Genomic DNA, 23,817 nt, shown 5'->3' with positions numbered 1-23,817 from the left:
TGCCGGCCGGGGCGATCCAGGAGCAGAATCATGAATCGGTTTTCGGTCCGCGCCACGGCGCTGGCCTTGGCGCTGGCGGTGGTCAGCGCGCCCGCGCTGGCCGGCGGCAGGCACGGCGGCGGTTATTGGGGCGGCGGCCACCACGGCGGCTATGGCGGCTATGGCGGCTACGGCGGCGGTTATCACCACTATCACGGCGGCGGCGGAAGCAGCTCCGACGGCTGGTGGGTGGGCGGCGCGTTCGCGCTGGCCGCGATCGGCCTGCTGCTGGCGGCGGACTCGGGGCCTTCCTACGCGCAGGCCGGCGTCTATGCGCCGGGCGTGGGCTATACCACCCCGCCGGTCTACGGCGCGCCGACCTATCCGGACTCGGTGTACGAGACGCCGCAATATCAGCCTCCCGAGCAGCCGCAATACGTGCCGCCGCCGCAATACGAACAGGCCGCGCCCATGGGCTCGCCCCAGGCCGGCGCCAGCAGCGATTGCCAGCGCTGGGCCATGAACCAGAGCGGCTACGACCCGGCGCACATCTCGCAATGGACCACGCAGGTCTCGGTGGACACCTACAACCGCATGCTGCAATCCTGCATGGCAGCAGGCCGCGAGTACACCAACTAGGTTGCCAATCCCGCAGCCAGCGCCAGCGCGCGCTGCAAAAACGCAGACTGGTCATCCTTGCGGTAGCTCACGATCACCGGCGACACGAACGCATCGCCTTCGATCCGCACGTGGGCCACGTCCTGCCGTTGCAAGCGCTGCACCGAGGCCGGCACCACTGACACGCCCACGCCCGCGGCCACCAGGCCTATCGCGGTCTGCAGCTCGTTGGCCTCCTGTTCGACCTGCAGCGCGTAGCCCGCGGCGCGGAACAGCCCCAGCACATGGTCCGCAAAGTTCGGCCGCGGCCGCGCCGGATACAGCACGAACGGTTCCTGAGCCAGGCGTTGCGCCGACACGCTGCCCATCGCCGCCAATGGATGATGCAGCGGCACGGCGGCCATCAATGGTTCGGTCATCAGCACCCGGCGTTCGATCGCCGGATCATCCAGCAGGATCCGGCCGATACCTAGATCGATGCGCCCTGTTTTTAGCGCTTCCAATTGCGGCAGCGTGGTCATTTCCGCCAAGCCGACTTCCACCTTGGGATCGGCGCTGCGCAATTGGCGGATCAGCTCGGGCACGAAGCCATACAGGGTCGACGGAACAAAACCGATGCCGAACCAGCGTCGCTGCGTTTGCCCCAGACGGCGCGTGCCTTCCAGCACTTCTTCCAGCCGGGCGGTCAACAGCCGCGATTGCTCCAGCAGGAAGCGCCCGGCTTCCGTCAGCCGCAAGGCGCGGGTAGTGCGTTCGAACAGTTGCACCCCCAGTTCTTCCTCGAACTGGCGGATCTGACGGCTCAGCGGCGGCTGGGCAATATGCAGCCGGGCGGCGGCACGCGTGAAGCTCCCCTCTTCCGCCACTGCCTGGAAGTATCTTAGGTGTCTGAGTTGCATGGCATATTTATACCCAATAGATATCAATAGGAAGCCATATAGTCTTGGACTCGAGCGGGAAGCGCAAGTCATACTGCCCCTGTCATGTCATTTCTGATAATAAAAGTATGAATCTGCCAAGCATTCTCTCGGTTCAGGCCATTCTGGTGGATCTGCCCACCATCCGCGCCCATCAACTGGCCATGGCGGTCATGCAGCGGCAAACGCTCGTGATCGTGCGCCTGACGTGCAGCGACGGCATCGAAGGCATCGGTGAAGCCACCACCATTGGCGGCCTGTCTTACGGTGAAGAGAGCCCCGAAGGCATCAAGCTGGCAATCGATACCTATCTAGCTCCGGCACTGACCGGCCTGGACGCCACCAACATCCACGCGGCCATGCAGCACCTGGAAAAGGTGGCCCGCGGCAATCGCTTCGCCAAGTCCGCATTGGAAACCGCGCTGCTGGACGCCCAGGGCAAGCGGCTGAACGTGCCGGTGTCGACCCTGCTGGGCGGCGCCGTGCGCACCCGTCTGCCGGTGCTCTGGACGCTGGCCAGCGGCGATACCGCCCGTGACATCGAGGAAGCCGAGTCGCTGCTGCAAAGCCGCCGCCACAACACGTTCAAACTGAAGGTCGGCCGCCGCGCCGTGTCGCAAGACGTGGCGCACGTGTCGCGCATCAAGCAGGCGCTGGGCGACCGCGCCCGCGTGACGGTGGACGTGAACCAGGCCTGGAACGAGGCCGATGCGGCCGGCGCCATCGCGCGGCTGGAAGCGGCGGGCGTGGACCTGATCGAACAACCCATAGCCCGCGCCAACCTGGCCGGGATGGCCCGGCTGGCCGCGCGCTTCGTCGTCCCGATCATGGCGGACGAAGCCGTAAATGGCCCGGAAGACGCGCTGGACATCGCGCGCCAAGGCGCGGCCGACGTGCTGGCGTTGAAGATCGCCAAGTCGGGCGGCCTGCACGAGATGCTGCGCACTGCGGCGGTGGGCGATGCCGCCGGCATGTCGCTATACGGCGGCACGATGCTGGAAGGCTCGGTGGGATCGATCGCGTCGGCGCACGGCTTTGCCTGCCTGCCGCGCCTGTCTTGGGGCACCGAACTGTTCGGCCCGCTGCTGCTGAAGGACGACATCGTCGTCAATCCGCCGCGCTACGCCGATTTCGAACTGGAACTTCCCGACGGCCCCGGCCTGGGGCTGACGCTGGACGAAGACAAGCTGAATTTCTACCGGCGGGACCGCTGACGGACCGCAGACACGCGACATCCGGCCGCGCCCGCCTCGAAGGGCGCACCCACAATAATTCATGCACTACGGAGACGACCATGCGCCACCTATTCAAACCCTTTGCCCGCGCCATCCTGGCCCTATCGCTCTTGGGCGGCGCGTCCGCCGCGCTGGCCGACGGCTACCCTGACCGTCCGGTCAAATGGATCGTGCCCTTCCCGCCGGGAGGCGCCATGGACAGCATCGCCCGCACGCTGGGCGAATCCATGGGCAAGCAGCTGAACACGTCAGTCATCGTCGAGAATCGCGCCGGCGCGGGCGGCAACATCGGCGCGGCCTCGGTCGCGCGCGCCAAGCCCGACGGCTACACGATCCTGATCGTGGCCAACGGCATGGCCGTCAACCCGGCGCTGTACGCCGACCTGAACTACGACCCCATCAAGGACTTCGCACCTATCTCGCTCTTGGCCGTGGTGCCCAACGTACTGGTCACCAATCCGGCCCGCACCGGCGCGACCAGCGTGCAGGACGTGATCGCCAAGGCGAAAGCCCGGCCCGGCCACTACACCTACGCCTCGGCCGGCGTGGGCACGTCGATCCATCTGGCGGGCGAACTCTTCGTATCGATGACGGGCGTCGACATGCTGCACGTGCCCTACAAGGGCAGCGGCCCGGCCGTGGCGGATTTGCTGGGCGGCCAGGTGGACTACATGTTCGACAGCATCACGTCCGCCAAGCCGCACGTCGTCAGCGGCAAGCTGCGCGCGCTGGCCGTCACCACGGCCAAGCGCTCCGCCGCCCTGCCTGACGTGCCGACCCTGCGGGAAGCCGGCGTGCCGGGCTACGAACTGATGCCCTGGTTCGCGGCGTTCGCCCCCGCCGGCACCCCGCCGGAAGTGGTGGCCAGGCTGAACGAAGCCATGCGCAATGCGTTAGTGGAACCGAAGGTGAAGGCAACCCTGGATTCGATCGGCGCGGAGTCTATCGGAAGCAGCCCGGACGCACTGCGCGACCATCTGGCCAAGGAAACCACACAGTGGAAGGCCCTGGTCAAGGAACGCAACATCAAGATCAACTGATGCACCGGGGCAGGCCCTGCGGCGACGGCTGCGGGCGCCGACACCTACAACCGCATGCTGCAATCCTGCATGACCGACCGCGGAACGGCGCGCTAAGCGCCGTCGCCCGCCTCCAGGCGCGCCAGCCAGTCCCGGGCTTCGCGCCACTGGTGTTCGCTGAACACGCGCACGCCCGCCTGCGCAAGCAGTTCGGCCGTCACGCCCGAGCCGGGGATCTTGTTGCCGGCGAAATGGCCGTCGTACACATAACCGCTGCCGCAGGACGGGCTGCCCTCCTTGAGCACCGCGACCCGGATGGCGTGGCGGCGCGCGGCCGCCAGCGCTTCGCGCGCGCCTTGCACGAAGGGCGCGGTCACGTCCTCTCCCGACACCGCCACGATGCGGGCGCGGCCGGCCAGCACCGTCGCCGCCGCGGCGCCCGGCTCGATCTCGGCGGGCGGACGCGGCACGGGCAGGCCGCCGGCGACCTCGGGACAGACGGCCACCACGCGGCCCTGCTCCAGCCAGCGCGCCAGCACCGCGTTGTCGTGCGAGACGGCGCGCGCGTCGTAGCGCACCGGCTTGCCCAGCAGGCAGGAACTGACCAGCACGTATTCCATACGCAATTCCGGCAGGCTCAGGAGGATTCCTCGGCCGCCTTGCGCGTCCGCCGCGGGGCGGCGGCCTTGCGGGCCGTCTTGCGCGCGGGCTTGGCGGCCGGCTCGGTCTCGGCAGGCGCGGCGGCCGCGGGTTCGGCGGCGGTCGATTGCGCCTTGTCCTCGGCGGCCTTGGGCGTGGTCTTGCGGGCGCCGCGGGCGCGCTTGGCGGGGGCTGGCGCGGGTTCCGCCGCCGGCTCCTCGATCTGCGGCGACGGCTTGACGAAGGTCCATTCCGTCACGTCGACCACGGGCGGCGGTGCGACCACGGCCATAGGCTGGCGCTGCGGCGGAGCGGGCTTGGGGATGGGCGGCAGTTGCGCGGCGACGGCAGGGGGCGCCGCGTCGGCTGGCCTGGGGGCCTCCGGCTGCGCATAGGCCTCGGCCGCAGCCGGGGCGGATTCTTCGCGCGGGGCGGCGTCGGGCTTCTGGCCCGCGCCCCGGCCGGACGTCTTGCGCCCGCCCCGGGCATTGCGGGCCGGCCTGGCGCCGGCGGCTTCCGGCGCCGCGGCGGCGGACGGCGCTTCGGCGGCGTCGCTGGCTTGCGCGCGCGCCGCAGGACGCCCGGCCGGCTCGCCGCCGGCGCTGTCGCGGTACACATAAGTGCCGGATTTTTCCTCGCGGCCCACTTCCAGGAAACCGCGCGACTGCGCCTCTTCCAGCAGGTTGCCGAAGGCCCGGAAGCCGTAGTAGGACTCGTTGAAATCCGGCTTGCGGCGCTTGAGCGCGTCCTTCAGCGCCGAGGCCCAGATCTTGCCGCTGTCGCCACGCTCGGCCACCAGCGCCTCGAAGGTCTCGACCACCATCTCGACGGCCTGGGTCCGGCGCGCCTCCTGCTCTTCCTTGCGGCGGCGTTCCTCGTCGGGCGTGCGGCGCTGGCCGCCGTTGGCGCCGCGGTTGTCGCGGCGGGCCTCGGCGGCGCGCTGTCCTTCGCGCGCCAGGTCGTCATAGAAAATGAATTCGTCGCAGTTGGCGATCAGCAGGTCGGAGGTGGACTGCTTCACGCCCACGCCGATCACCTTTTTGTCGTTCTCGCGCAGCTTGGACACCAGCGGCGAAAAATCGGAGTCGCCGCTGATGATCACGAAGGTGTTGACGTGCGACTTGGTGTAGCAGAAGTCCAGCGCGTCCACCACCAGCCGGATGTCGGCCGAATTCTTGCCCGACTGGCGCACGTGCGGGATCTCGATCAGCTCGAAATTGGCCTCGTGCATGGGAGCCTTGAATTCCTTGTAGCGCTCCCAGTCGCAATAGGCCTTCTTGACGACGATGCTGCCCTTGAGCAGCAGGCGTTCCAGCACGGGCCGGATGTCGAACTTGTGGAATTTGGTGTCGCGCACGCCCAGCGCCACGTTCTCGAAATCACAGAAAAGCGCCATGCTGACGCTTTCGTTGGGGTTGTTCATGTTTTGCTCCAGTTCGGCGGCGGCCGCCGGGCGAGGCGCCGCCAGATGCCGCTCATGATATACATATCCGCCGGTCCGCCCCCATTTTGACGGATCGCCAGGCAGCGCGGGCGCGCAGGCCAAGCCGATGCTTACGGCCTATTTCGCCCCGCTTTCCGGCCGATTGAGCGGCGCCGGTCCTGGCTAGAATTTCCCGAAATTCCGGCACTCCGCGCGCGGAGCGCCTTCGTTATCGGGCAAGATCCATGAATCCGTCTACCCTCATCGGCGCCGCCGTCGGCCTGTTCACCCTGGTCATCGTGGTGGCCCTGGCGGCCACCGACCCCAGCCTCTACATCAACCTGCCCGGGCTGGCCATCGTGCTGGGCGGCACCTGCGCGGCGCTGTTCATCGCCTATCCGCTGTCCGAAGTGGTGCGGATCTTCAGGCTGGTGCGCACCGTGTTCCGCAACGACCAGCACGACCAGCAGCGCGACATCGACGAACTGGTGACCATGGCCCAGCTCTGGATGAACACCGACGTGCGCAAGGTCGAAGAGGCGCTGAAAAAAGTCTCCAATCCCTTCCTGCGCACCGGCGTGCAGCTCATCATCGACAATACGCCGGAAGACCAGATCATCGAACTGCTGCAATGGCGCGTGGCGCGCCTGCGCGCCCGCGAACAGGCCGAAGCGCAGATGTTCCGCGTCATGGCCACCTTCGCGCCCGCCTTCGGCATGCTGGGCACCCTGGTCGGGCTGATCAACCTGATGTCGGTGCTGGGCGACGGCAGCATTCAGACCATCGGCCAGCAGCTGGCCATCGGCCTGATGACCACCTTCTACGGCATCCTGCTGGCCAACCTGGTGTGCAAGCCCATCGCCCTGAAACTGGAGCGCCGCACCGCGCGCCGCGTCGAATCCATGAACATGGTGCTGCAAGGCATCGCCATGATGTGCGAGAAGCGCGGCCCCGCCGTCGTGCGCGAAACGCTCAATTCCTTCGTCATGCACATCGAAGACGAAATCCATGACGGCGGCCTGCAGGAGCCGGCCCAGCCCAAGGCCGACGGCGCGGCCAAGCCCGCCGTCCGTTCCGTGCCCCTGGCCCGCCCGGCCGCCGCGCGCCAATGAGCCTGATCTCGCCCACCCTGGCCGAGCGGATCGAGCAGGCCCGCCAGGCCGAGCTGCGCGCCCGCAAGGCGGCCGCCGGCGGCGCCTGGCGCCAGGGCAGAAGCGGCCGCCAGGACCGCTACGCCCGCTGGCACGTCGAGGACAACGTAGAACCGGAATCCGAACACTGGCTGCTCAGCTACCTGGATCTGATCACGCTGCTGCTGGCGCTGCTGGTCGTGCTGCTGGCGCTGACCCGCCTGCAGGGCCTGGCTTTCTTCGGCAACGAGCAGCCGGTGCAGCTGGTCGGCTCGCTGGCCGCCAGCGGCCTGCCGGCCTATGAAGGCGAATATTCCGAATTCGACGCCGTGGCCATCCCGGCCAGCTGGGCCGAGCCGCCGGCCCCGGCCGCGCCGCCCGCGGCCGCCGTGGCCGACGCCGCGCCCGAGCAGGAAGGCGAGATCGTGGCCGAAGCCGCGCCGCCGCTGCGCGCGCCGTCCAAGGAATCGCTGGGCCTGGCCGACCTGGGCAACTCGGTCGACGTCATCATCAACGAACAATCGGTCAGCTTCCGCATCAGCAACGAACTGCTGTTCCCGTCCGGCCAGGCCACCCTCAGCCCGGCCGGGCTGGACGTCATCAAGCGCCTGGCCGGCATCCTCAACAAAAACGATTACCAGGTGTCCGTCGAAGGCCATAGCGACCCGGTGCCCATCCAGACCCGGCAGTTCGCCTCGAACTGGGAACTGTCCAGCAGCCGCGCCACCAGCGTGCTGCGCGAACTGGTGCGCGACGGCGTCGCGCCGCAGCGCCTGCGCGCGGTCGGCTACGCCGAAACCCGCCCGCTCGAATCCAACGACACCGCCGCGGGCCGCGCCGCCAACCGGCGCGTGGAACTGATCATGGACATCACCGCGCCGCAGAAGGCGGCGCAGGGTCCCGCCGCGCCGCGTTCCTGAGCCGCCGTCCTCAATGGCGATGGCGGCCGTAAGAGCGATGGTGGCCGCGATAGCCGCCATCGCCGCGATAGCCGGCGCGCCGGTACGAATGATGGTCGCGGCCGCGGTCGCGGTTCCAGTGGCGGCGGCCGCCGCGGCGGTGGTCGTTATCGTCCGTCAGCACATTGCCCAGCACCCCGCCGGCCGCCGCGCCGCCCAAGGTGACCCAGGGATCGCCATCCGACAGCAACGCACCCGCCACGCCGCCCAGTCCGGCGCCGATGACGGTGTTGCGCGTCTCGCGGTCGGCCAACGCCGTGGCGCTGACGCCCAGCGCCAGCGCGCCCGCAAGTACCGCTTGAATCAGTCGTTTGGTGATGGCCATGATTATTCTCCTGTAGCCGGCGTCCCCGCCCCACGGGGATCGCACGATCGGGACCCAAATTAGCATCGCCGCCGTGTGTCAGTCCTGCTGGCTGGGATACCGGGTGTATAAGCTGTTTCAGTCGCTTTCCAGCGCCTAAACTGGACAAATGCCGCCCGCCACGCCCAAACCCATGGCCCCCGCCCTGCTGCGCCGCCTGCTGCGCGCCAAGGACCGCATCGACGCCGCCTCGCACGAGGCCTGGCCGGTCGAGCGTCTGGCCGCGGTGGCAGGCGTCACCGAAGCGCATTTCGCCCGCAGCTTCAAACAGGCCTTCGGCCTGCCGCCGCACCGCTATCTGCTGACCCGGCGCATCGAACGCGCGACGGCCCTGCTGCGCGACACCGCGCTCAGCATTACCGACGTCGCCTACGCCAGCGGCTGGGAGAGTCTGGGCAGCTTCGGCCGCGTGTTTCGCGACGTGACCGGCCACAGCCCCGGCGCCGTGCGCCGCCAGGCCCGGACTTCGTATGAACAGCTCGCCCCGGTGCCGGCCTGTATTCTGAAAGCCGCGTTGCGGCCTGAACTCGAAACCGCAGTTTTGGAGAAGCGCCGCCGCAAGAGCAGGACTACATTGCCCACACCAACCCAGGAGGTCTAATGAACCCAGGAATCAATGTGGTGGGCCTGTACGTCGACGACCAGGACGAGGCGCTCGCCTTCTATGTCGGCAAGCTCGGTTTCAAGGTCCATACCGACGTGCAGAACGGGCCGTACCGATGGCTGACGGTCCAGCATCCCGACCAGCCCTCTTTCCAGCTCGGCCTGTTCAGACCCGGCCCGCCGGTGCACGACGACACCACCACGCAAACCCTGCTCGCCATGGTCGCCAAGGGCGCCATGCCGCCCCTGGTCTTGCACGTTTCCGACTGTCGTGCGCAATATGCCCGGCTGAAGACCGCCGGGGTCGAATTCACTCAGGAGCCGATGGAGCGCTACGGCAGCATCGACGCGGGCTTTCGCGATCCCGCCGGCAATGGCTGGAAAATGATTCAGGCGCCACGAACCTGAGCACGTACCCGCCGAGGTCCAGCACCGGACCTCCTTGCAGGACGGCCAGCCCAATCCGGCTGCGAAAACAATGGCGAAACCGCCGCGATCGGCGGTAATCTGGCGGACCCGATCCGTCGTCCGTCCAGGAAGCTCCCATGTCGTACCTGCTATTGATCGTCGAACCGGCGGGCCAGCGCGCCCGGCGCACGCCCGAGGAAGGCCGCAAGGCCTATGCGCAGATGGTCGGCTATGCCGAGGACCTGCAGGCGCGCGGCCTGCTGGTGCGCGCGGAGTCGCTCAAGTCGGATTCGGAGGCGGTGCGCCTGCAGATCCGCGACGGCGAGCGCTCCCTGCTCGACGGCCCCTATGCCGAGGCCAAGGAGATGATCGGGGGATTCTTCCTGCTGAGCTGCGAGACGCGCGAGGAAGCGTTGGCGCTGGCGGCGCAGTGCCCGGCCGCGCAATGGGCCACGGTGGAGGTGCGCGAGCTAGGCCCCTGCTTCATGTAGCCGCCGTGGCCCGGCTTCAGCAGTTGCCTTTCTTGGCCTGTCCCGGCGGACAGAAACCGCCGCCGCCGCCGCCGTAGCCGCCGTGAGGATCGACGATCACCGCGCCGTCGGGCGTATAGACGGCGCAGCCTGACAACAGGGCCGCCATCAAGGCAAAGCTGCAAAGGATTTTCATATCTGTATTCAAAGTTGTGGACGCCTGCGAGTGTAGGCAGGCGCGCTGCAACCAGGGCTGAGTGTTCGTAACAATCTGCTGGTTGTGTTGCGCCGCCGTCCCGCAGACCTGGGACTTACCCTAGGTTTTTCGCACAGATGTCGATCCGGCGCCGCGTCGTTCGTCGTGCCTGTACAAGCCCGGAAAAACACGACGGGCTGTGATTTCCGAACCCAGGAGATTCAGGAATGCGATTCATGATCCTAGTACGGGCCACGCCCGACAGCGAAGCCGGCGTCATGCCGCCCGAAAGCATGTTCGCCGCGATGACGACCTATCACGAAGCCCTGGCCAAGGCGGGCGTGCTGCTCGACGCCAACGGCCTGCAGCCCTCCTCGCGCGGCTGGCGGGTGCATTACGACCACGGCCAGCGCTCGGTGATCGACGGCCCGTTCGCCGACACCAAGGAGCTGATCGCCGGCTACACCATGATCCAGGCGCGCTCGCGCGAAGAGGCCATGCAATGGGCCTTGCGCTTTCCCGAGCCTTTTCCCGACCAGCCCTGCTCCATCGAAGTGCGCCAGATGTACGAGCTGGACGAACTCGGCCCCAGCGAATCGATCGAACGGTTCCGGCGCCTGCCGGCCATCAGCCGCTGACAGCCATCGCTCTTGCACCGATCCCAAGCCGACCCACCGGAAACCCACATCATGCCCAAACAGATCTTCGTCAATCTGCCCATCGCCGACATGCAGAAATCGCAGGCTTTCTTCAAGAGCCTGGGCTTTTCCTTCAATCCCCAGTTCACCAACGACCAGGGCGCCTGCATGGTCGTCAGCGACGACATCTACGTCATGCTGCTGGTGACCGACTTCTTCCAGACCTTCACCGGCAAGCCGGTGGCCGACGCCAACAAGAGCACCGAAGTCCTGATCGCGCTGTCCTGCGACAGCCGCGCCGAGGTCGACGACCTGGTGGCGCGCGCGCTGGCCGCCGGCGGCAGCGCGCCGCGCCAGCCGCAGGACCACGGCTTCATGTACGCGCACGGCTTCGAAGACCTGGACGGCCACATCTGGGAGCTGGTGTACATGGTGCCCGGCGAGATGCCCGAAGCATGACGACGCAGGCGGCCACGCATCGCGCCATCGAGGCGGTCTGGCGGATCGAAGCCGCCAGCGTCATCGCCGGCGTCGCGCGCCTGGTGCGCGACGTCGGCCTGGCCGAAGAACTGGCGCAGGATGCCCTGGTCGCCGCCCTGGAACGCTGGCCCGAGACCGGCGTGCCCGACAACCCGGGAGCGTGGCTGATGACCACCGCCAAGAACCGCGCCCGCGACCGCTTGCGGCTGGACGCGCTGCATACGCGCAAGCACGAGCAGATCGGCCGCGAGCTGGAGGCCCTGCAGGCCGACGTGGAGCCGGATTTCGTCGACGCGCTGGACGCCGCGCGCCAGGACGACATCGGCGACGATCTGCTGCGCCTGATCTTCACCGCCTGTCATCCGCTGCTGTCGACCGAGGCCCGCGTGGCGCTGACGCTGCGCCTGCTGGGCGGGCTGTCCACGGCCGAGATCGCGCGCGCCTTCCTGGCCTCGGAGTCCACCATCGCGCAGCGCATCGTGCGCGCCAAGCGCAGCCTCTCGGCCGCCAACGTGCCGTTCGAAGTGCCGCGGGCGCACGAGCGCGCGCCGCGCCTGGCCTCGGTGCTGGAGGTCATCTACCTGATCTTCAACGAAGGCTATTCGGCCACCTCGGGCGATGACTGGACCCGCCCCGCCCTGTGCGACGAAGCGTTGCGCCTGGGCCGCGTGCTGGCCGAGCTGGCGTCCGGGGAAAGCGAGGTGCACGGGCTGGTCGCGCTGATGGAACTGCAGGCCTCGCGCCTGTGCGCGCGCGCCGACGCGCAGGGCCGTCCCGTGCTGCTGATGGACCAGGACCGCGCCCGCTGGGACCGCTTGCTGATCCGCCGCGGGCTGGCGGCGCTGGACCGCGCCGACGCGCTGGGCGGGGCACGCGGCCCCTACGCGCTGCAGGCCGCGCTGGCGGCCTGCCATGCCCGCGCCCGCACGCCCGAAGACACCGACTGGCAGCGCATCGTGGCGCTGTACGACGCGCTGGCGCAGGCGCAGCCCTCGCCGGTGGTGGAACTGAACCGCGCCGTCGCCGTGGGCATGGCCTTCGGCCCGCAGGCTGGACTGGACCTGGCCGACCGGCTGGCGCAGGACCCGGCGCTGGCCAATTACCATTGGCTGCCCAGCGTGCGCGCCGACCTGCTGGCCAGGCTGGGCCGCCGCGCCGAGGCCCGCGCCGAATTCGAACGCGCCGCCGGCATGACGCGCAATGCCCGCGAGCGCGCATTGCTGCTGGAACGCGCAGACCAGATGAATTCGCAGACATGAAGCGCGACGCCATCGCGGCGTCCTAGATCCGATCCGGCCCGCTGGCGCCCTGTACGCGCGATGGATACCGTTTGCGTCGATACCGCAACGCGTCACCGTCCGATCATGGCGATCCAGTCCTTCCGGTGTGCAGATACGCAGGCCCTGTTCGAGCTGCGGCGGGTCCCCAGGTGGGTCAACGCCGAAGCCCCTGCGCTCAAGAAGCTGCGCCTGCTGCATGCGGCGCGCCAGCTCGTGGACCTGCGCACCCCGCCGGGCAATCGTCTGGAATACCTGAAAGACGGCAAGCGCGCCGGGCGGCACAGCATACGCATCAACGACCAATGGCGCATCTGCTTCGTCTGGACCGCCGACGGCCCCGCCGACGTCGAGATCTTCGATTACCACTGACCCGGGACCGGCCGGCCCGGGCCATCCACGCGCCGCTACAGCCGTTCCGGCAGACGGCGCAGGTCGTCGATGACCTCGCTGGCGCCTTCGTCCAGCAGCCGCTGGCGTTGCCCGGGACCGTTGTGCGAGGCCCCGACGTAGCCGATGGCGCGCATGCGCGCAGCCCGCGCGGCGCGCACGCCGGCCACGCTGTCTTCCACCACCACGCAATCCAGGATTGCCGCGCGCATCTGCCGGGCCGCGAACAGGAACACGTCCGGCGCCGGCTTGCCGCGCGCCACCTGCGCCACGCTGAAGACATTGGGCGCGAACGCGTCCCACAGGCCCACCATCCTCAAGGCCGCCTCCAGCTTGGCGGGCTGGCTGCTGGAAGCCACGCACAGCTGCATGCCGCGCTCGCGCAGCGCCGCCACCGTTTCGGCCGCGCCGGGCAGCGCGCGCAGTTCCTGGCGGAAGCTGGCCTGCAGGCGGTCGGCGTACTGCCGCGCGAACCCGTCGGGCAGGCGGCGTTCGCTTTCCTGCTGCAGGGTCTGCCACATGTCCGCGTCGGGAATGCCGGCGAAGCGGCGCGCGGCCTCTTCGGGCGTGATGGCGATCCCGTGCGCGGCCAGCGCCTGCGACTGGGCGCGCGCCGCGATGATCTCGCTATCGATCAGGACGCCGTCGCAGTCGAAGATGACCAGGCGGGGGGCAGGCGTATGCATAGTGGCTCCGTGGGAAACAAGCCCCCATGATAGGCCGGCGGCATGACGCCGCAAGGTCGGCCGCGCGCGCCTACAGCCCCGCGCCGCGCAGGCGCCGCAAACGCCACGCCAGCGCCACGCCGCCCAGCCCTGCCGCGGCCACGATGAACGAGGCCGACGTCCAGCCGTAGCGGTCGATCGCGCCGCCCACCGCCAGCGGCCCGATCACCTGGCCGAGGTTGCTGCCCTGCATCACCAGCCCCACCGACGCCGCCGCCAAGCCGGCGCGCGGCGCCAGCGTGGGCGCGGTGCCCAGCAGGGTGGCCGGTATCAGCCCGCCCACCGCCGAGAACAGCACGCACAGCAGAAAGGTCGGCATCGCCGGCAACACCGAGCGGAAGATGAGCAGCGCCACCGCGCCCATCGCCACGCTGGCGCAGGCGATCAGCGTGGAACGCCGCCAGCCGCGCGCCAGCAGCACGCCGGCGCCCAGGTTGCCGATCACGTTGGCGGCGCTGGCGATGGCGCTGTAGACGCCGGCCGTGGCCAGCGACAGGCCGAGCTGCTCGGTCAGCAGCACCGGCAGGAAGGTGAACAGCGCGAAGAACATCAGGCTGTAGAGCGTGAACGTCAGCGCCAGCAGGCGCGGGCCGGGCGCGCCCAGGGTGTCCGCCGTGTCCTGGCGCAGGCTGCGCCAGGACAGGCTGGCCCCGCCCGGCGTGGCCGGGGCCAGCGCCGCGACGCTCGCCAGCGACACGACCACCGCCGCGCTGGCGCACCACCAGTAGCCGCGCCAGTCGCCGAAGGCCTGCGAGGCCAGCATCGCGATGGCCATGCCCGCCGGCATATAACAGCTCCACAGCGCGAACGCGATATCGCGGTTCGAGGCCGACACCATGCGCTGCAACGCCGCCGGGCCCGCCACCGAAATCATCAGGAATCCCAGCCCTTCCATGACGCGCGACGCCAGCAGCAGGCCGTAGGCCGGCGCCATCGCGCCCAGCGCCGCGCCCACGGCCGTGGCCGCCAGGCCGGCCAGCAGCATGCGACGCGCGCCGTAGCGGCCAATGACGCCGCCGGCCGCGATGCCGCCGAACATGCCCAGCACGGAGAACACCGCCGCCAGCGCGCCTATCGCGGCCAGGTCCAGCCCCAGATCCCGGCGCAGCAACGGCGCGGCGATGATCAGCTTGCCCACCTGCAGCGCCGCCGCCACGCCCGCGCCCACGATCGCCGCCACCGCGCCCCAGCGCGTTCCTTCCTGCCCCATTCCTGTCTCCGCCTTGTCAGAACCCGGCCAGGATGCCATCGCCGGCCGATTCCGGTAAGTGATAATCTTCTGATTGACTTGATCGATTTATTAGATCGTCCGGCGCGATGATAGACGCTCTTACCCTGGACCAGCTACGCGTATTCGCGGCGGTGGCCGACACCGGCAGTTTCCGCGCGGCCGCACGCCGCCTGTCGCGCGTGCAGTCGGCGGTCAGCCACGCCATCGCCAATATGGAAACGCAGCTGGGCGTCAGGCTGTTCGACCGCAGCGGCCACCGTCCCGTCATGACGCCCGAGGGCGCGGCGCTGCTGGCCAACGCCCGCGACATCCTGCTGCGCGTGGACGCCATGCGCGCCCGCGCCCAGGGGCTGGGCGAAGGCGTCGAGCTGGAACTGTCGCTGGCCGTGGACACGCTGTTTCCCCTTGCCGCGGTGGGCGCCGCGATCAACGCGCTGCGCGCGGCCTATCCTTCGGTGGCCACGCGGATTTCGGTGCTGCCGCTGGGCGGGCCGATAGAGGCGCTGCTGGCGCGCAGCCATACGCTGGGCATCGTGGCGGGCGAGCACTTCCGCCATCCGCACATCGCCATGCAGGCCTTGTCCTCGGTGCAGATGGTGGCCGTGGTCGGCGCGGCCCACGCGCTGGCGCGCCACGTCGCGGCGGGCGAGCCGCTGGCCCCGCCCGCCCTCGCCGACCATGTGCAGATCGTGCAGTCGGACCCCTCGGCGCTCAGCCAGGGCCGCGACTTCGCCGTGCTGTCGCCGCAGACCTGCCGCGTCAACACGCAGGACGCCAAGCACGCGCTGATCGTCGCCGGCGCGGGCTGGGGCCGCCTGCCGCTGTGGCAGGTGGAGCGCGACCTGGCCGAAGGCCGGCTGCTGCGCCTGCCGACCGACAGCCTGGGCCGCGGCAGCCAGGTGGCCGCCGAAACCTATCTGGCGCACCGCATCGACCAGCCGCTGGGGCCGGCCGCCCGGGTGCTGGCGGCCGCGCTGCGCGACGCGGCCCGCTGAGGGCTCAGGACTTGGCGGGGGGCCGCGCGTAGCTCACGCCCATGCCGGCGCGCACGTCGTTCTGGATGCCGTAGGGCGGGATCGGATAGCGCAGTCCGTTGGCCGACAAGGCCTTCATGCCCTCGATGGCGATGGGCAGGTAGCGCGGCGGCATGGCCATCAGCATTTCCTCGTCCGGCACGCCGCCGTAACGGCGCTCGGCGAAACAGGGCAAGGACAGGCTGGGTTCGCCGGTGGCCAGCGCCCTGCCCCAGGAGTCCGCACAGGCGGTCTCGCCCACCACGCTCCAGTCGAAGCGGCGGTAGTTCTTCCATTGCAGGCCATTGATGAGGATGATCATCTGGCCCGGCGTGGCGTACACCAGGCAGATGTCGGGCGGGTCCAGCCGGCCCGAGGCCAGCGGCGACACCACCATGCCCTGGTACTTGCCCGCGGGCACGCAGGACAGCGCTTCCTGGCGGGCCTGGGCGTCGGCCTGGGTGGCGTGCCATACGCCGACATAGTCCTCGCCGCGCCGCCAGGCCTCGTCCTGCGGCCCCAGCCCGATCACGGCGCGGCACTGCGCGCCCACCAGATCGTCGCCGGTGATGCCCACGGTCCAGCCCAGCCGCGCCGCCATGCCGACGATCTGGTCGGTGGTGTGCGTGGCCTGCGGACGCCGCAGGCCCTTGACCGCCGCCATGTCCTCCGCCCGCTCATACAGCTTCATGCCGATGACCGTGGTCTTCAGGCGCAGCAGCTTGTTCAGGTCATCGACCAGCGATGCCCAGTTCAGTGTCGTCTCTTCCATGCCCGTCCTTTGGACTGTCGTAGTACAGCAAGGACTATAACGAAACGGCCGGGCCTACGGACCGATGGAACGCAGCGCCCGCTTGCAGATGCGTTCGGTGGCGGCCGCCGGCCGGCCCGCCGACCAGCGCGCGCATACTTCGCGCACCCAGTCCGGGCGGCTCTTGCTGGCGTCGTTGAGCCAGTTCGCCACCGAATCCTGCACATAGACGGCCGGGTCCGCCCGCAGCGCTTCCAGCAAGGGCAGCGCCAGGCCCGGATCGGACTTCAGCGCCGCGATGTGCGCGCACCAGACGCCGCGCGGACGCAGCGACTCGCAGGCGAAACGCCGCAGCCGCTCGGACGGCTCACTGGTCCATGGCTGCAGCAATCGCAGCGCCTCCTGCAGTTGCGCCGCCAGATGCTCGCGCAGCGCCAGCCAGGCCCATTCGCGCACGCCGAAATGCGCGTCGTCGGCCAGCGGACGGATCAGATCCAGGCGCGCGCCGAGCGTCCCGGCCAGCATGGCGCCCGCCATGAAGCAGGCCCAGCCGCGCACCGTGTCGCAACGGTGCGTCTTCAAGACTTCGAAGCCGTCGGGCCCCAGGCGTTCGCCCAGGATGTGCGCGGCCAGCGCCATGCGCCGGGAAATGCCCAGCCCCGCCTGCGCGCGCATCGAAGCCACCGCCGCGGCCCCGGCCTGCGGCGCCACGGCCTGCATCAGCGCGGCGAAATCCACCGCCAGGCATTCGGTCAGCGTGGCCGCCGGTTCTCCGGCGTTCAACTGCGCCAGGCGCTCGGGCGCGATGTCTTTCACGCCCCTGCCGGCCGGCTTCGGCGCCGCAGCCTTGCGCGGGCTCACCGCGCCGGCTCCCGAATGGCGGCACGGCCCGCGTCCGTGCCTTGCCAGACCCGCTCCAGCAGGCCGGCCAGTCGCTCCCGGTCCGCGTCGCCGAAGCCCGCGAACAGCGAGCCGATCCAGTCGGTGTGCTCCTTGAAAAGCCTGGCCGCGGCCGTCCGGCCCTTGACGGTCAGCTTCACCTGGATGCTGCGCCTGTCGTCCTTGCCTGCCTGGCGCGCCACGAAACCGTCGCGCTCCAGCCCGTCGAGCAGGCCGGTCACCGTGGCGCGCGTGACGCCGGCGCCTGCGGCCAGTTCGTGCGGCGCCAGGCCCTGCGCCTGTTCGTGCAGCAGGAACAGCAGCACGAATTTGCCCTCGGACAGCCCGCGCGGCGCGAGCCGGGCGGCGCAATCCCGATCGATGGCCGCGGCCAGCGACAGCAACTGAAAGCACAAGCCGATGCCGCCGGCCGACGGCAACCCCCGCCTTGCCGCGATTTCCAGCAGCGCGCGGTGCTTGCGTTCCAGCATGGCTTGTCCGTCCTTCATGACCGCTCCAAAATTAATTAGCCGGCGTATAGTACGCCGGCTAATTAATATCCTGCAACCACGGGCCTGCCTTCAGCGATACAGCACCGTGGGGAGCCACAACCCGATCTCCGGGAACACGTACAGCAGGAAGATCGCGATCACCTGGATGCCCATGAACGGCATCATGCCCATGAAGATCTGGTTCAGCGTGACGTGCGGCGGCGAGACGCCCTTCAGGTAGAAGGCGGACATGGCCACCGGCGGCGACAGGAACGCCGTCTGCAGGTTCAGCGCCACCAGCAGCCCGAAGAACAGCGGATCGATGCCGAAGGTGTTGAGCAGCGGCACGAAGATGGGCATGAAGATCACGATGATCTCGGTCCATTCCAGCGGCCAGCCCAGCAGGAAGATGATGACCTGCGCCAGCAGCAGGAACTGCAGCTGCGACAGCCCCAGCGACAGCACCCATTCCTCGATGATGCGCTGTCCGCCCAGCAGCGCGAAGGCCGCCGAGAAGATCGACGAGCCGACGAACAGCCAGCACACCATGGCGCTGGTCTTTGCGGTCAGGAACACCGATTCGCGCAGCACCGGCATGTTCAGCCGCCGGTACGCCAGCGCCAGCAGCGCGCCGCCCAGCGCGCCCATGGCCGCCGCCTCGCTGGGCGTGGCCAGGCCGAAGCCGATCGAACCCAGCACCGCCGCGATCATGACGGCCAGCGGGAAGAACGAGGACATCAGCATCTTGAAGATTTCCAGCCGCGCCCAGGTCAACAGGCCATAGAACGCCAGCATGGCGGCCGCGCATATCGCCGCGAAGATCCAGAAGCCGGTGGGCGCGGCGATGCCCTCGCCGGCCTCGGCCGGCGCATCCGCCGCGGCCGCGGCGGACGGCGCCGCCGGCGCGCCGGACGGGGCGCCGGGCGGTTCGGACAGGCCGCCCGCGTCATTGGAAGGCGGCTCGGCCAGTCCGCCGGACGGCGGCTCGCTCAGGCCCGAATCGAAATCCACCGAACCCAGCTGCAGTTCCGCGGGCACGTCGTAGACCACTTCGGGCCGCGTCGTGGCCTGGTAGACCACGGCCACCAGCAGCACCGTCACCGCCAGCGGCGCCAGCGCCATCGCCATGTAGCGCAGCAGCGCCGACAGCGGCACGTCGCGGTTGCGGCGCCCCTTGAACAGGGCCGCCACCATGCCGGACAGCGCGCGCACGTGTCCGCCCGAGGCCAGCGCCTTCGATTCGGGCGACAGCGGCACGCCGCGTTCGGCCATGGGCAGCGGCGGCGCCAGGTCGGGCCGCAGCTTGGCCAGGATGATGACGTAAAGCATGTACAGGCCGGCCAGCATGATGCCGGGGAACAGCGCGCCGGCATACAGCTGCACCACCGACACGCCGGTGGTCGCGCCGTACACGATCAGCATCACCGAAGGCGGCAGCAGGATGCCCAGGCAGCCGCCGGCCGTGATGGCGCCGGCCGTCAGCCGCACGCTGTAGCCGGCCTTCAGCATGGCCGGCATGGCCAGCAGGCCCATCAGCGTGACCACCGCGCCGACGATGCCGGTGGCCGTGGCGAAGATGGCGCAGGTGGCCAGCGTGGCCACCGCCAGCGCGCCCGGCAGGCGCGCCAGCGCCAGGTGCATGGAGCGGAACAGTTTTTCGATGAGGTTGGCGCGCTCCACCAGGTAGCCCATGAACACGAAGAGCGGGATGCAGATCAGCGAGTCGTTGGTCATGGTGGCGTACGTGCGCTGCACCATCAGGTCCAGCGTCTGCCCGATCGAGCGCGCCGGATCGGGGTTCTGCATGTAGTACGCCAGGAAGGTGAACAGCACGCCCATGCCCATGAGGGTAAACGCCGTCGGAAACCCCAGCATGATCGCCACCACGATCAGCGCCAGCATCAGCAGCCCGATGTGCCCGGTGGTGAGGTTGTCCCAGGGCGTCAGGAAGACGATCATCAGGATGACCAGGCCGATGCACGACAGGCCGAACCACAATGCCTTGTGGATTTTCATTGGCGAGGCTCCTCGTGCGTGACGTAGCGGTCCAGGCGGGCGATGTCCTCGTCCTTCACGTGCACCATCTCCTTGAGCTTGTCGACGTCCACTTCCTCGACGTCCTCTTCACGCGCCGGCCACGCCCCGCGGCGCAGGCACAGCAGGCAGCGCATGACTTCGGCCAGCCCCTGTACCAGCAGGACCGCGCCCGCGATCGGGATGAAGGCCTTGAACGGGTAGATGGGCGGCCCGTCGGCCATCAGCGAGGAATGCTCGCGGATGGCGATGGAATAGCCGGCGTAGTACCAGCCCGCCCACACCAGGGCGATGACCCCGGGGAAGAAAAACACGATGTACAGCGTCAGGTCGAGCCCGGCCTGCATGCGCGGCGGCAGAAAGCCGTACAGGATGTCGCCGCGCACGTGGCCGTTCTTGGCCAGGGTGTACGCGCCGGCCATCATGAACAGGATGCCGTAGTACATCATCTGCAGGTCGAACGCCCACGCGCTGGGCTGGTTCAACACGTACCGGGCGGCGACTTCCCAGCACACATGCAGGGTAAGAACGACGATCAACCAGGCGAAGGCCTGCCCGACGAAGGTGGATATGCGGTCTATGAAACGTATGATTCGGATCATCTGGCGTCCTGGTTGAGGCGCAAGGCTTCCCGCCGCGCGACCTGGACGAGCGCGCGACGCATGAGACGATGTGTCAATCAGTCAAGGCGCAACGGCGCCCCGGCCCGCCTGGGCGGGCGCGGGACGGGCCCTGCGTTCAGGCCGTCTTGTTGCTGCGCGAGAAGTAGTGGTTGTAGGCCATGCGGAAGTTGACCGAGGTATCCCCGTTCCAGCGCCCCACCCGCTCGGCGAAGGCGCGCTGCGACTCCAGCACCTTCTTGAACAGGGGGTTCTCGGCCGAGCGCTTGGCGATCATCTCGTCCCAGATCTTCAGCTGCTGCTGCAGGATGGCGTCGGGCGTCTTGTAGAACTTGACGTTGTGCTCTTTCTGCAGCTTGACGTAGTCCTGCGAATAGCGGTTGGCCGCCTTCCAGGACATGTCGGCGCTGGCGGCCTGCGCGGCGTAGCTGAGGATGTGCTTGAGGTGCTCCGGCAGGCTGTCGTACTTGGACTTGTTGAACAGCACCTCGAACTGCTCTGCGCTCTGGTGGAAGCTCTGCAGCATGCAGATCTTGGAGACGTCCTGGAAGCCCAGCGCCAGGTCCGAGGACGCGTTGTTGAACTCGGCGCCGTCGAGCAGGCCCCGGTCCAGCGCCGGCACGATCTCGCCGCCGGGCAGCGCGTTGACCGCCGCGCCCATGGCCGTGTACATGTCGATGGCCAGGCCCACCGTGCGGAACTTGAGGCCCTTGACCTCGTCCATCTTGGTGATCGGGCGCTTGAACCAGCCGAACGGCTGGGTCGGCATCGGGCCGTACATCAGCGACACCACGTTCACGCCCATGGCCTTCTGGATCTCGACCAGCAGCTCCTTGCCGCCGCCGTATTCATGCCAGGCCAGCAGCATGTTGGCGTCCATGCCGAAAGACGGCCCGGACCCCCACAGCGCCACGGCCGTGTTCTTGCCGTACCAGTAGGCCACCACGCCATGCCCGCCGTCCAGCGTGCCCGCGGACACCGCGTCCAGCAGATCGAACGCCTTGACCACCGCTCCCGCGGGCAGCACCTCGATCTTCAACTGGCCGCCGGCCATGTCGTTGACCTTCTGGGCATAGTCGCGGGCGAACTCGTGGAAGATGTCGTTGGCTGGCCACGTGCTCTGGAAGCGCAGGGAAATCGGGGCATTCTGCGCCCGGCTGACCGCCGGAAATCCCAGGGCTGCGGCGCCGGCCGCGGCTGCGCCGGAGATGAACTTGCGGCGGCGGGGCTTTGTAACGTGTTGCATGGTGTGTTGTCTCCTGAAAGGACTACATGGACCAGCTAATAGTTACTTCTGCTACGTGGACGCGGGAGCGGCCCGCGGATGACGCGAAACTGTGAGCTGATTAAACCTTTCCGACTAATCGGTGACAATCAGCTTTATGTCAGGATTTACCCTAGAACTGCTTAACGCTTAAGCGCTAAGGCCTCTGCACGACTCTCACCTTGCCGCTGTCGCCGCCGCCGCAGAACAGGCGTTCGCCGGCGTCGGACTCGAGCCCCGAGACGCCCGTGCCGGCCGGCATTTCCACGCTTTGCAGCACTTCGCCGGTGCGCGCGTCCAGTTCGCGCAACTCGCTGGCGCCGTCCTCCCAGGTGCCGTGCCACAGCTTTCCGTCCACCCAGGTCACGCCCGTGACGTAGCGATCCGAAGCGATCGTGCGCAGCACGCGGCCGGATTCCGGGTCCACCTGGTGGATCTTGCGCTGGCGGTACACGCCCACCCACAGGCTGCCTTCGGCCCAGGCCAGGCCCGAGTCCTCGCCGCCGCCCGGCGCGGCGATGGTGGAGACCACGCGGCCGCTGGCCGGCTCGATTTTCTGGATGCGCCCGTCGGCGATCTGGTAGAGATGCCTGCCGTCGTAGGCCGTGCCGGCGCTGGCCGCGACGTCGATGGCGCGCGTCGTGGCGCCGCTGTCGGGGTCCATGGCCAGCAGCCTGTCGCCCACGGCGAACCACACCTGGCTGCCATCGTAGGTCAGGCCGTGCACGGCGCTCACGTTCTCGAACGGACCGTATTCGCGGATGATGCGGGCTTGGGAGCGTTTCATGTCGGTATCCTCCAAAAGAGACGCCTCCATGCTAGTCCGCCGCCAGCGCCGCCGGGAGCAACAAGGTTGTCGTGAATCCGGGCATGGGCGGGGTGATCCAGCGCCGCGCGCGGCCCTGCCCGCGCGACTGCACCTTGTCGGCGGCGGCCAGCGCATCGAGCGCGCGCTGCACCGTGCGCTGGCTGGCGTTCAGGGCCAGCGCCAGCGCCGAACTGGACCAGGCCTCGCCGTCGGCCAGGAACGCCAGGATGGCGCCGTGGTCGCGGTCGGCGTCTTCGACCGGGCGGGCCAGCACCACGGCCTCGCGTCCCGGCCGCGGCTCGAGCGCATAGCCTTCGCGCGTGGCGACGATGCCGGCCAGCGGCCGCAGCGCCGTGCGCAGCCGGCCGATTTCCACGCGCAGGCGCGCGCGGTGCGTGTCGTCGAAGTACGCGCTGCGAAAGGCCTGCCGGCTCAAGGCCTCGCGCGCGACGGCCTGCGGCCAGGCCTGCGCCAGCGCGCGGGCCAGCGCGAACAGCACCGGCCGGCTCGCCAGCGGCACCACCGCGCCGGCCTCGCGCACCGCGTTGCGGCAGGCGTCCACCACCAGCGTGTCGGACGCCAGCAGCGCCTCGACCTCGTCCAGCAGCAACAGGCGTTCGCCGCCGCGCCCGAGCAGGCGCGCGGCCGGCGCGGTCAGCACCATCGACGCGCTTTCGACCTCGGCCGCCAGCGCCGGAATGCCGGCGTGATTGGCCGCGATCTCGGCCTGGGCCAGCGCGGCGCGCGCGGGCTGTATCCGCAGCCGCCGCAAGGCGATGCCGGCGGCGATCAGTTCATGGATGGCGCGCGACGCGGGCGCCAGCGCGGCCGGGTCGAGCGCGGCCAGCGCGCGTTCGGCGTCGTCGAGCCGGCCGATCAGAAGCGCCCGGCGCGCCTGCAGATGACGGGCGTGCGCGGCATTGGCCGGATCGCCGTGCGCCTGCAAGGCGGCGCGCGCGGCCTCCAGCGCCTTCTCCGGCCAGGCCAGCTCGCGCGAGACCAGCGCGATCTCGGCCTCGGCCACCACGCAGCGGGCGCGCGACAGCACGTCCTTGGCGTCGAAGCCGCGGGCGGCGCTGCGCAGCAGGGTGCGGGCGCGGCGGAAATCGCCCAACTGCGCCATGGCGATGCCGCGCAGGGCGAGCGCCGGCGCGTCGCCGCGCAAGGCGACCAGATTCAGCGCGGCCAGCGGATCGCCGGCCGCCAGCGCCCGCGCCGCCGATGCGATCAGGGAATCCATGGACATTGCGCCACGT

The 23,817-nt window shown here is 69.2% G+C and carries 28 protein-coding genes; 13 read left to right on the top strand and 15 right to left on the bottom strand.

All coding sequences use genetic code 11. The annotated features are described in order from the left end of the window. The first annotated feature begins 30 nt into the window (after positions 1–30). A complete protein-coding gene (locus tag C1I89_RS30470; RefSeq protein WP_102775999.1) occupies positions 31–618 on the top strand; it encodes a hypothetical protein in 588 nt (195 codons plus the stop codon). Here C1I89_RS30470 and C1I89_RS30465 read toward each other — a convergent pair. Beyond that, positions 615–1,496, bottom strand: a complete 882-nt coding sequence (locus C1I89_RS30465) for a LysR family transcriptional regulator (RefSeq protein ID WP_102775998.1) — start codon at positions 1,494–1,496, stop codon at positions 615–617. The two genes, C1I89_RS30470 and C1I89_RS30465, sit on opposite strands and share 4 nt — an antisense overlap. Positions 1,497–1,603: 107 nt before the next feature. Between C1I89_RS30465 and C1I89_RS30460 the strand changes: the two genes are divergently transcribed. Both C1I89_RS30460 and C1I89_RS30455 read left to right on the top strand, forming a co-directional pair. Beyond that, on the top strand, positions 1,604–2,728 hold the full coding sequence (locus C1I89_RS30460; RefSeq protein WP_102775997.1) for a muconate/chloromuconate family cycloisomerase: 1,125 nt from the start codon (positions 1,604–1,606) through the stop codon (positions 2,726–2,728). A gap of 80 nt (positions 2,729–2,808) precedes the next feature. Then, positions 2,809–3,789, top strand: coding sequence for a Bug family tripartite tricarboxylate transporter substrate binding protein (locus tag C1I89_RS30455; protein ID WP_102775996.1), 981 nt, complete (start codon positions 2,809–2,811; stop codon positions 3,787–3,789). 92 nt (positions 3,790–3,881) lie between these two features. Here the strand turns inward: C1I89_RS30455 and C1I89_RS30450 are convergent, their stop codons facing one another. Together C1I89_RS30450 and C1I89_RS30445 are read right to left on the bottom strand one after the other, a co-directional pair. Further along, positions 3,882–4,388, bottom strand: coding sequence for a DUF523 domain-containing protein (locus C1I89_RS30450; protein WP_102775995.1), 507 nt, complete (start codon positions 4,386–4,388; stop codon positions 3,882–3,884). Between the two features lie 17 nt (positions 4,389–4,405). Continuing rightward, positions 4,406–5,830, bottom strand: a complete 1,425-nt coding sequence (locus tag C1I89_RS30445) for an NYN domain-containing protein (RefSeq protein WP_102775994.1) — start codon at positions 5,828–5,830, stop codon at positions 4,406–4,408. 245 nt (positions 5,831–6,075) lie between these two features. Here C1I89_RS30445 and C1I89_RS30440 point away from each other — a divergent pair, with 245 nt between their 5' ends. Together C1I89_RS30440 and C1I89_RS30435 are read left to right on the top strand one after the other, a co-directional pair. Next, the gene (locus tag C1I89_RS30440; RefSeq protein WP_102775993.1) at positions 6,076–6,942 is read left to right on the top strand and encodes a motility protein A; all 867 of its coding nucleotides are present in this window, start codon (positions 6,076–6,078) and stop codon (positions 6,940–6,942) included. Next, a complete protein-coding gene (locus tag C1I89_RS30435; protein WP_102775992.1) occupies positions 6,939–7,880 on the top strand; it encodes an OmpA/MotB family protein in 942 nt (313 codons plus the stop codon). The genes C1I89_RS30440 and C1I89_RS30435 overlap by 4 nt, the downstream gene beginning before the upstream one ends. Positions 7,881–7,890: 10 nt before the next feature. Here C1I89_RS30435 and C1I89_RS30430 read toward each other — a convergent pair whose 3' ends face one another. After that, positions 7,891–8,244 (bottom strand): glycine zipper 2TM domain-containing protein, encoded by a 354-nt coding sequence (locus C1I89_RS30430; RefSeq protein WP_102775991.1) that lies wholly within the window; start codon positions 8,242–8,244, stop codon positions 7,891–7,893. Positions 8,245–8,392: 148 nt separating this feature from the next. Between C1I89_RS30430 and C1I89_RS30425 the strand changes: the two genes are divergently transcribed. The 3 genes from C1I89_RS30425 (at position 8,393) to C1I89_RS30415 (ending at position 9,785) form a co-directional block, all read left to right on the top strand. Further along, positions 8,393–8,884 (top strand): helix-turn-helix domain-containing protein, encoded by a 492-nt coding sequence (locus tag C1I89_RS30425; RefSeq protein WP_102775990.1) that lies wholly within the window; start codon positions 8,393–8,395, stop codon positions 8,882–8,884. Continuing rightward, positions 8,884–9,294, top strand: coding sequence for a VOC family protein (locus C1I89_RS30420; protein WP_102775989.1), 411 nt, complete (start codon positions 8,884–8,886; stop codon positions 9,292–9,294). The genes C1I89_RS30425 and C1I89_RS30420 overlap by 1 nt, the downstream gene beginning before the upstream one ends. A 137-nt stretch (positions 9,295–9,431) precedes the next feature. Next, positions 9,432–9,785: a YciI family protein gene (locus tag C1I89_RS30415; RefSeq protein WP_102775988.1), complete on the top strand. Its 354-nt coding sequence runs from the start codon at positions 9,432–9,434 to the stop codon at positions 9,783–9,785. A 16-nt stretch (positions 9,786–9,801) separates the two neighbouring features. Here the strand turns inward: C1I89_RS30415 and C1I89_RS30410 are convergent, their stop codons facing one another. After that, positions 9,802–9,960, bottom strand: coding sequence for a hypothetical protein (locus C1I89_RS30410; protein ID WP_102775987.1), 159 nt, complete (start codon positions 9,958–9,960; stop codon positions 9,802–9,804). 227 nt (positions 9,961–10,187) lie between these two features. On the opposite strand from C1I89_RS30410, the gene C1I89_RS30405 reads away from it, so the two are divergent. The 4 genes from C1I89_RS30405 (at position 10,188) to C1I89_RS30390 (ending at position 12,727) form a co-directional block, all read left to right on the top strand. Next, positions 10,188–10,598 carry a YciI family protein gene (locus tag C1I89_RS30405; protein WP_102775986.1) on the top strand — a complete coding sequence of 137 codons (411 nt, stop codon included), beginning with the start codon at positions 10,188–10,190 and terminating at the stop codon, positions 10,596–10,598. Between the two features lie 51 nt (positions 10,599–10,649). Next, complete coding sequence (locus tag C1I89_RS30400; protein WP_102775985.1) at positions 10,650–11,057, top strand: VOC family protein; 408 nt, start codon at positions 10,650–10,652, stop codon at positions 11,055–11,057. Continuing rightward, entirely contained in the window at positions 11,054–12,337 is a 1,284-nt protein-coding gene (locus C1I89_RS30395) for an RNA polymerase sigma factor (protein ID WP_102775984.1), read from the top strand. The genes C1I89_RS30400 and C1I89_RS30395 overlap by 4 nt, the downstream gene beginning before the upstream one ends. Before the next feature lie 105 nt (positions 12,338–12,442). After that, positions 12,443–12,727, top strand: coding sequence for a type II toxin-antitoxin system RelE/ParE family toxin (locus tag C1I89_RS30390; protein WP_102775983.1), 285 nt, complete (start codon positions 12,443–12,445; stop codon positions 12,725–12,727). 35 nt (positions 12,728–12,762) lie between these two features. Here C1I89_RS30390 and C1I89_RS30385 read toward each other — a convergent pair whose 3' ends face one another. After that, positions 12,763–13,431 carry an HAD family hydrolase gene (locus tag C1I89_RS30385; RefSeq protein ID WP_102775982.1) on the bottom strand — a complete coding sequence of 223 codons (669 nt, stop codon included), beginning with the start codon at positions 13,429–13,431 and terminating at the stop codon, positions 12,763–12,765. A 70-nt stretch (positions 13,432–13,501) separates the two neighbouring features. Further along, the gene (locus tag C1I89_RS30380) at positions 13,502–14,680 is read right to left on the bottom strand and encodes an MFS transporter (RefSeq protein ID WP_102775981.1); all 1,179 of its coding nucleotides are present in this window, start codon (positions 14,678–14,680) and stop codon (positions 13,502–13,504) included. A gap of 107 nt (positions 14,681–14,787) precedes the next feature. Between C1I89_RS30380 and C1I89_RS30375 the strand changes: the two genes are divergently transcribed. Further along, positions 14,788–15,696 carry a LysR family transcriptional regulator gene (locus tag C1I89_RS30375; RefSeq protein ID WP_102775980.1) on the top strand — a complete coding sequence of 303 codons (909 nt, stop codon included), beginning with the start codon at positions 14,788–14,790 and terminating at the stop codon, positions 15,694–15,696. Positions 15,697–15,700: 4 nt separating this feature from the next. On the opposite strand, the gene C1I89_RS30370 is transcribed toward C1I89_RS30375, so the two are convergent. From C1I89_RS30370 to C1I89_RS30335, 8 genes are all read right to left on the bottom strand, one after another. Next, positions 15,701–16,486 carry a DUF169 domain-containing protein gene (locus C1I89_RS30370; protein ID WP_102775979.1) on the bottom strand — a complete coding sequence of 262 codons (786 nt, stop codon included), beginning with the start codon at positions 16,484–16,486 and terminating at the stop codon, positions 15,701–15,703. A gap of 54 nt (positions 16,487–16,540) precedes the next feature. Then, positions 16,541–17,326 (bottom strand): DNA alkylation repair protein, encoded by a 786-nt coding sequence (locus C1I89_RS30365; RefSeq protein ID WP_102775978.1) that lies wholly within the window; start codon positions 17,324–17,326, stop codon positions 16,541–16,543. Further along, positions 17,323–17,853, bottom strand: a complete 531-nt coding sequence (locus C1I89_RS30360) for a MarR family winged helix-turn-helix transcriptional regulator (protein ID WP_246842359.1) — start codon at positions 17,851–17,853, stop codon at positions 17,323–17,325. The genes C1I89_RS30365 and C1I89_RS30360 overlap by 4 nt, the downstream gene beginning before the upstream one ends. A gap of 72 nt (positions 17,854–17,925) precedes the next feature. Next, a complete protein-coding gene (locus C1I89_RS30355; RefSeq protein ID WP_102775977.1) occupies positions 17,926–19,851 on the bottom strand; it encodes a TRAP transporter large permease in 1,926 nt (641 codons plus the stop codon). Beyond that, on the bottom strand, positions 19,848–20,471 hold the full coding sequence (locus C1I89_RS30350) for a TRAP transporter small permease subunit (RefSeq protein ID WP_102775976.1): 624 nt from the start codon (positions 20,469–20,471) through the stop codon (positions 19,848–19,850). The genes C1I89_RS30355 and C1I89_RS30350 overlap by 4 nt, the downstream gene beginning before the upstream one ends. A 136-nt stretch (positions 20,472–20,607) precedes the next feature. Continuing rightward, complete coding sequence (locus C1I89_RS30345) at positions 20,608–21,735, bottom strand: TRAP transporter substrate-binding protein (RefSeq protein ID WP_102775975.1); 1,128 nt, start codon at positions 21,733–21,735, stop codon at positions 20,608–20,610. 175 nt (positions 21,736–21,910) lie between these two features. After that, positions 21,911–22,540 carry a Vgb family protein gene (locus C1I89_RS30340; protein ID WP_102775974.1) on the bottom strand — a complete coding sequence of 210 codons (630 nt, stop codon included), beginning with the start codon at positions 22,538–22,540 and terminating at the stop codon, positions 21,911–21,913. Positions 22,541–22,571: 31 nt separating this feature from the next. Beyond that, a complete protein-coding gene (locus tag C1I89_RS30335) occupies positions 22,572–23,801 on the bottom strand; it encodes a helix-turn-helix domain-containing protein (RefSeq protein WP_102776057.1) in 1,230 nt (409 codons plus the stop codon). Between the last annotated feature and the right edge of the window lie 16 nt (positions 23,802–23,817).

Source organism: Achromobacter pulmonis, assembly GCF_002885955.2.
Classification (GTDB): Bacteria; Pseudomonadota; Gammaproteobacteria; order Burkholderiales; family Burkholderiaceae_B; genus Achromobacter; species Achromobacter pulmonis_A.
Note: the sequence above shows the minus strand (reverse complement) of the source record. Positions and strands in the feature narration are given on the sequence as shown.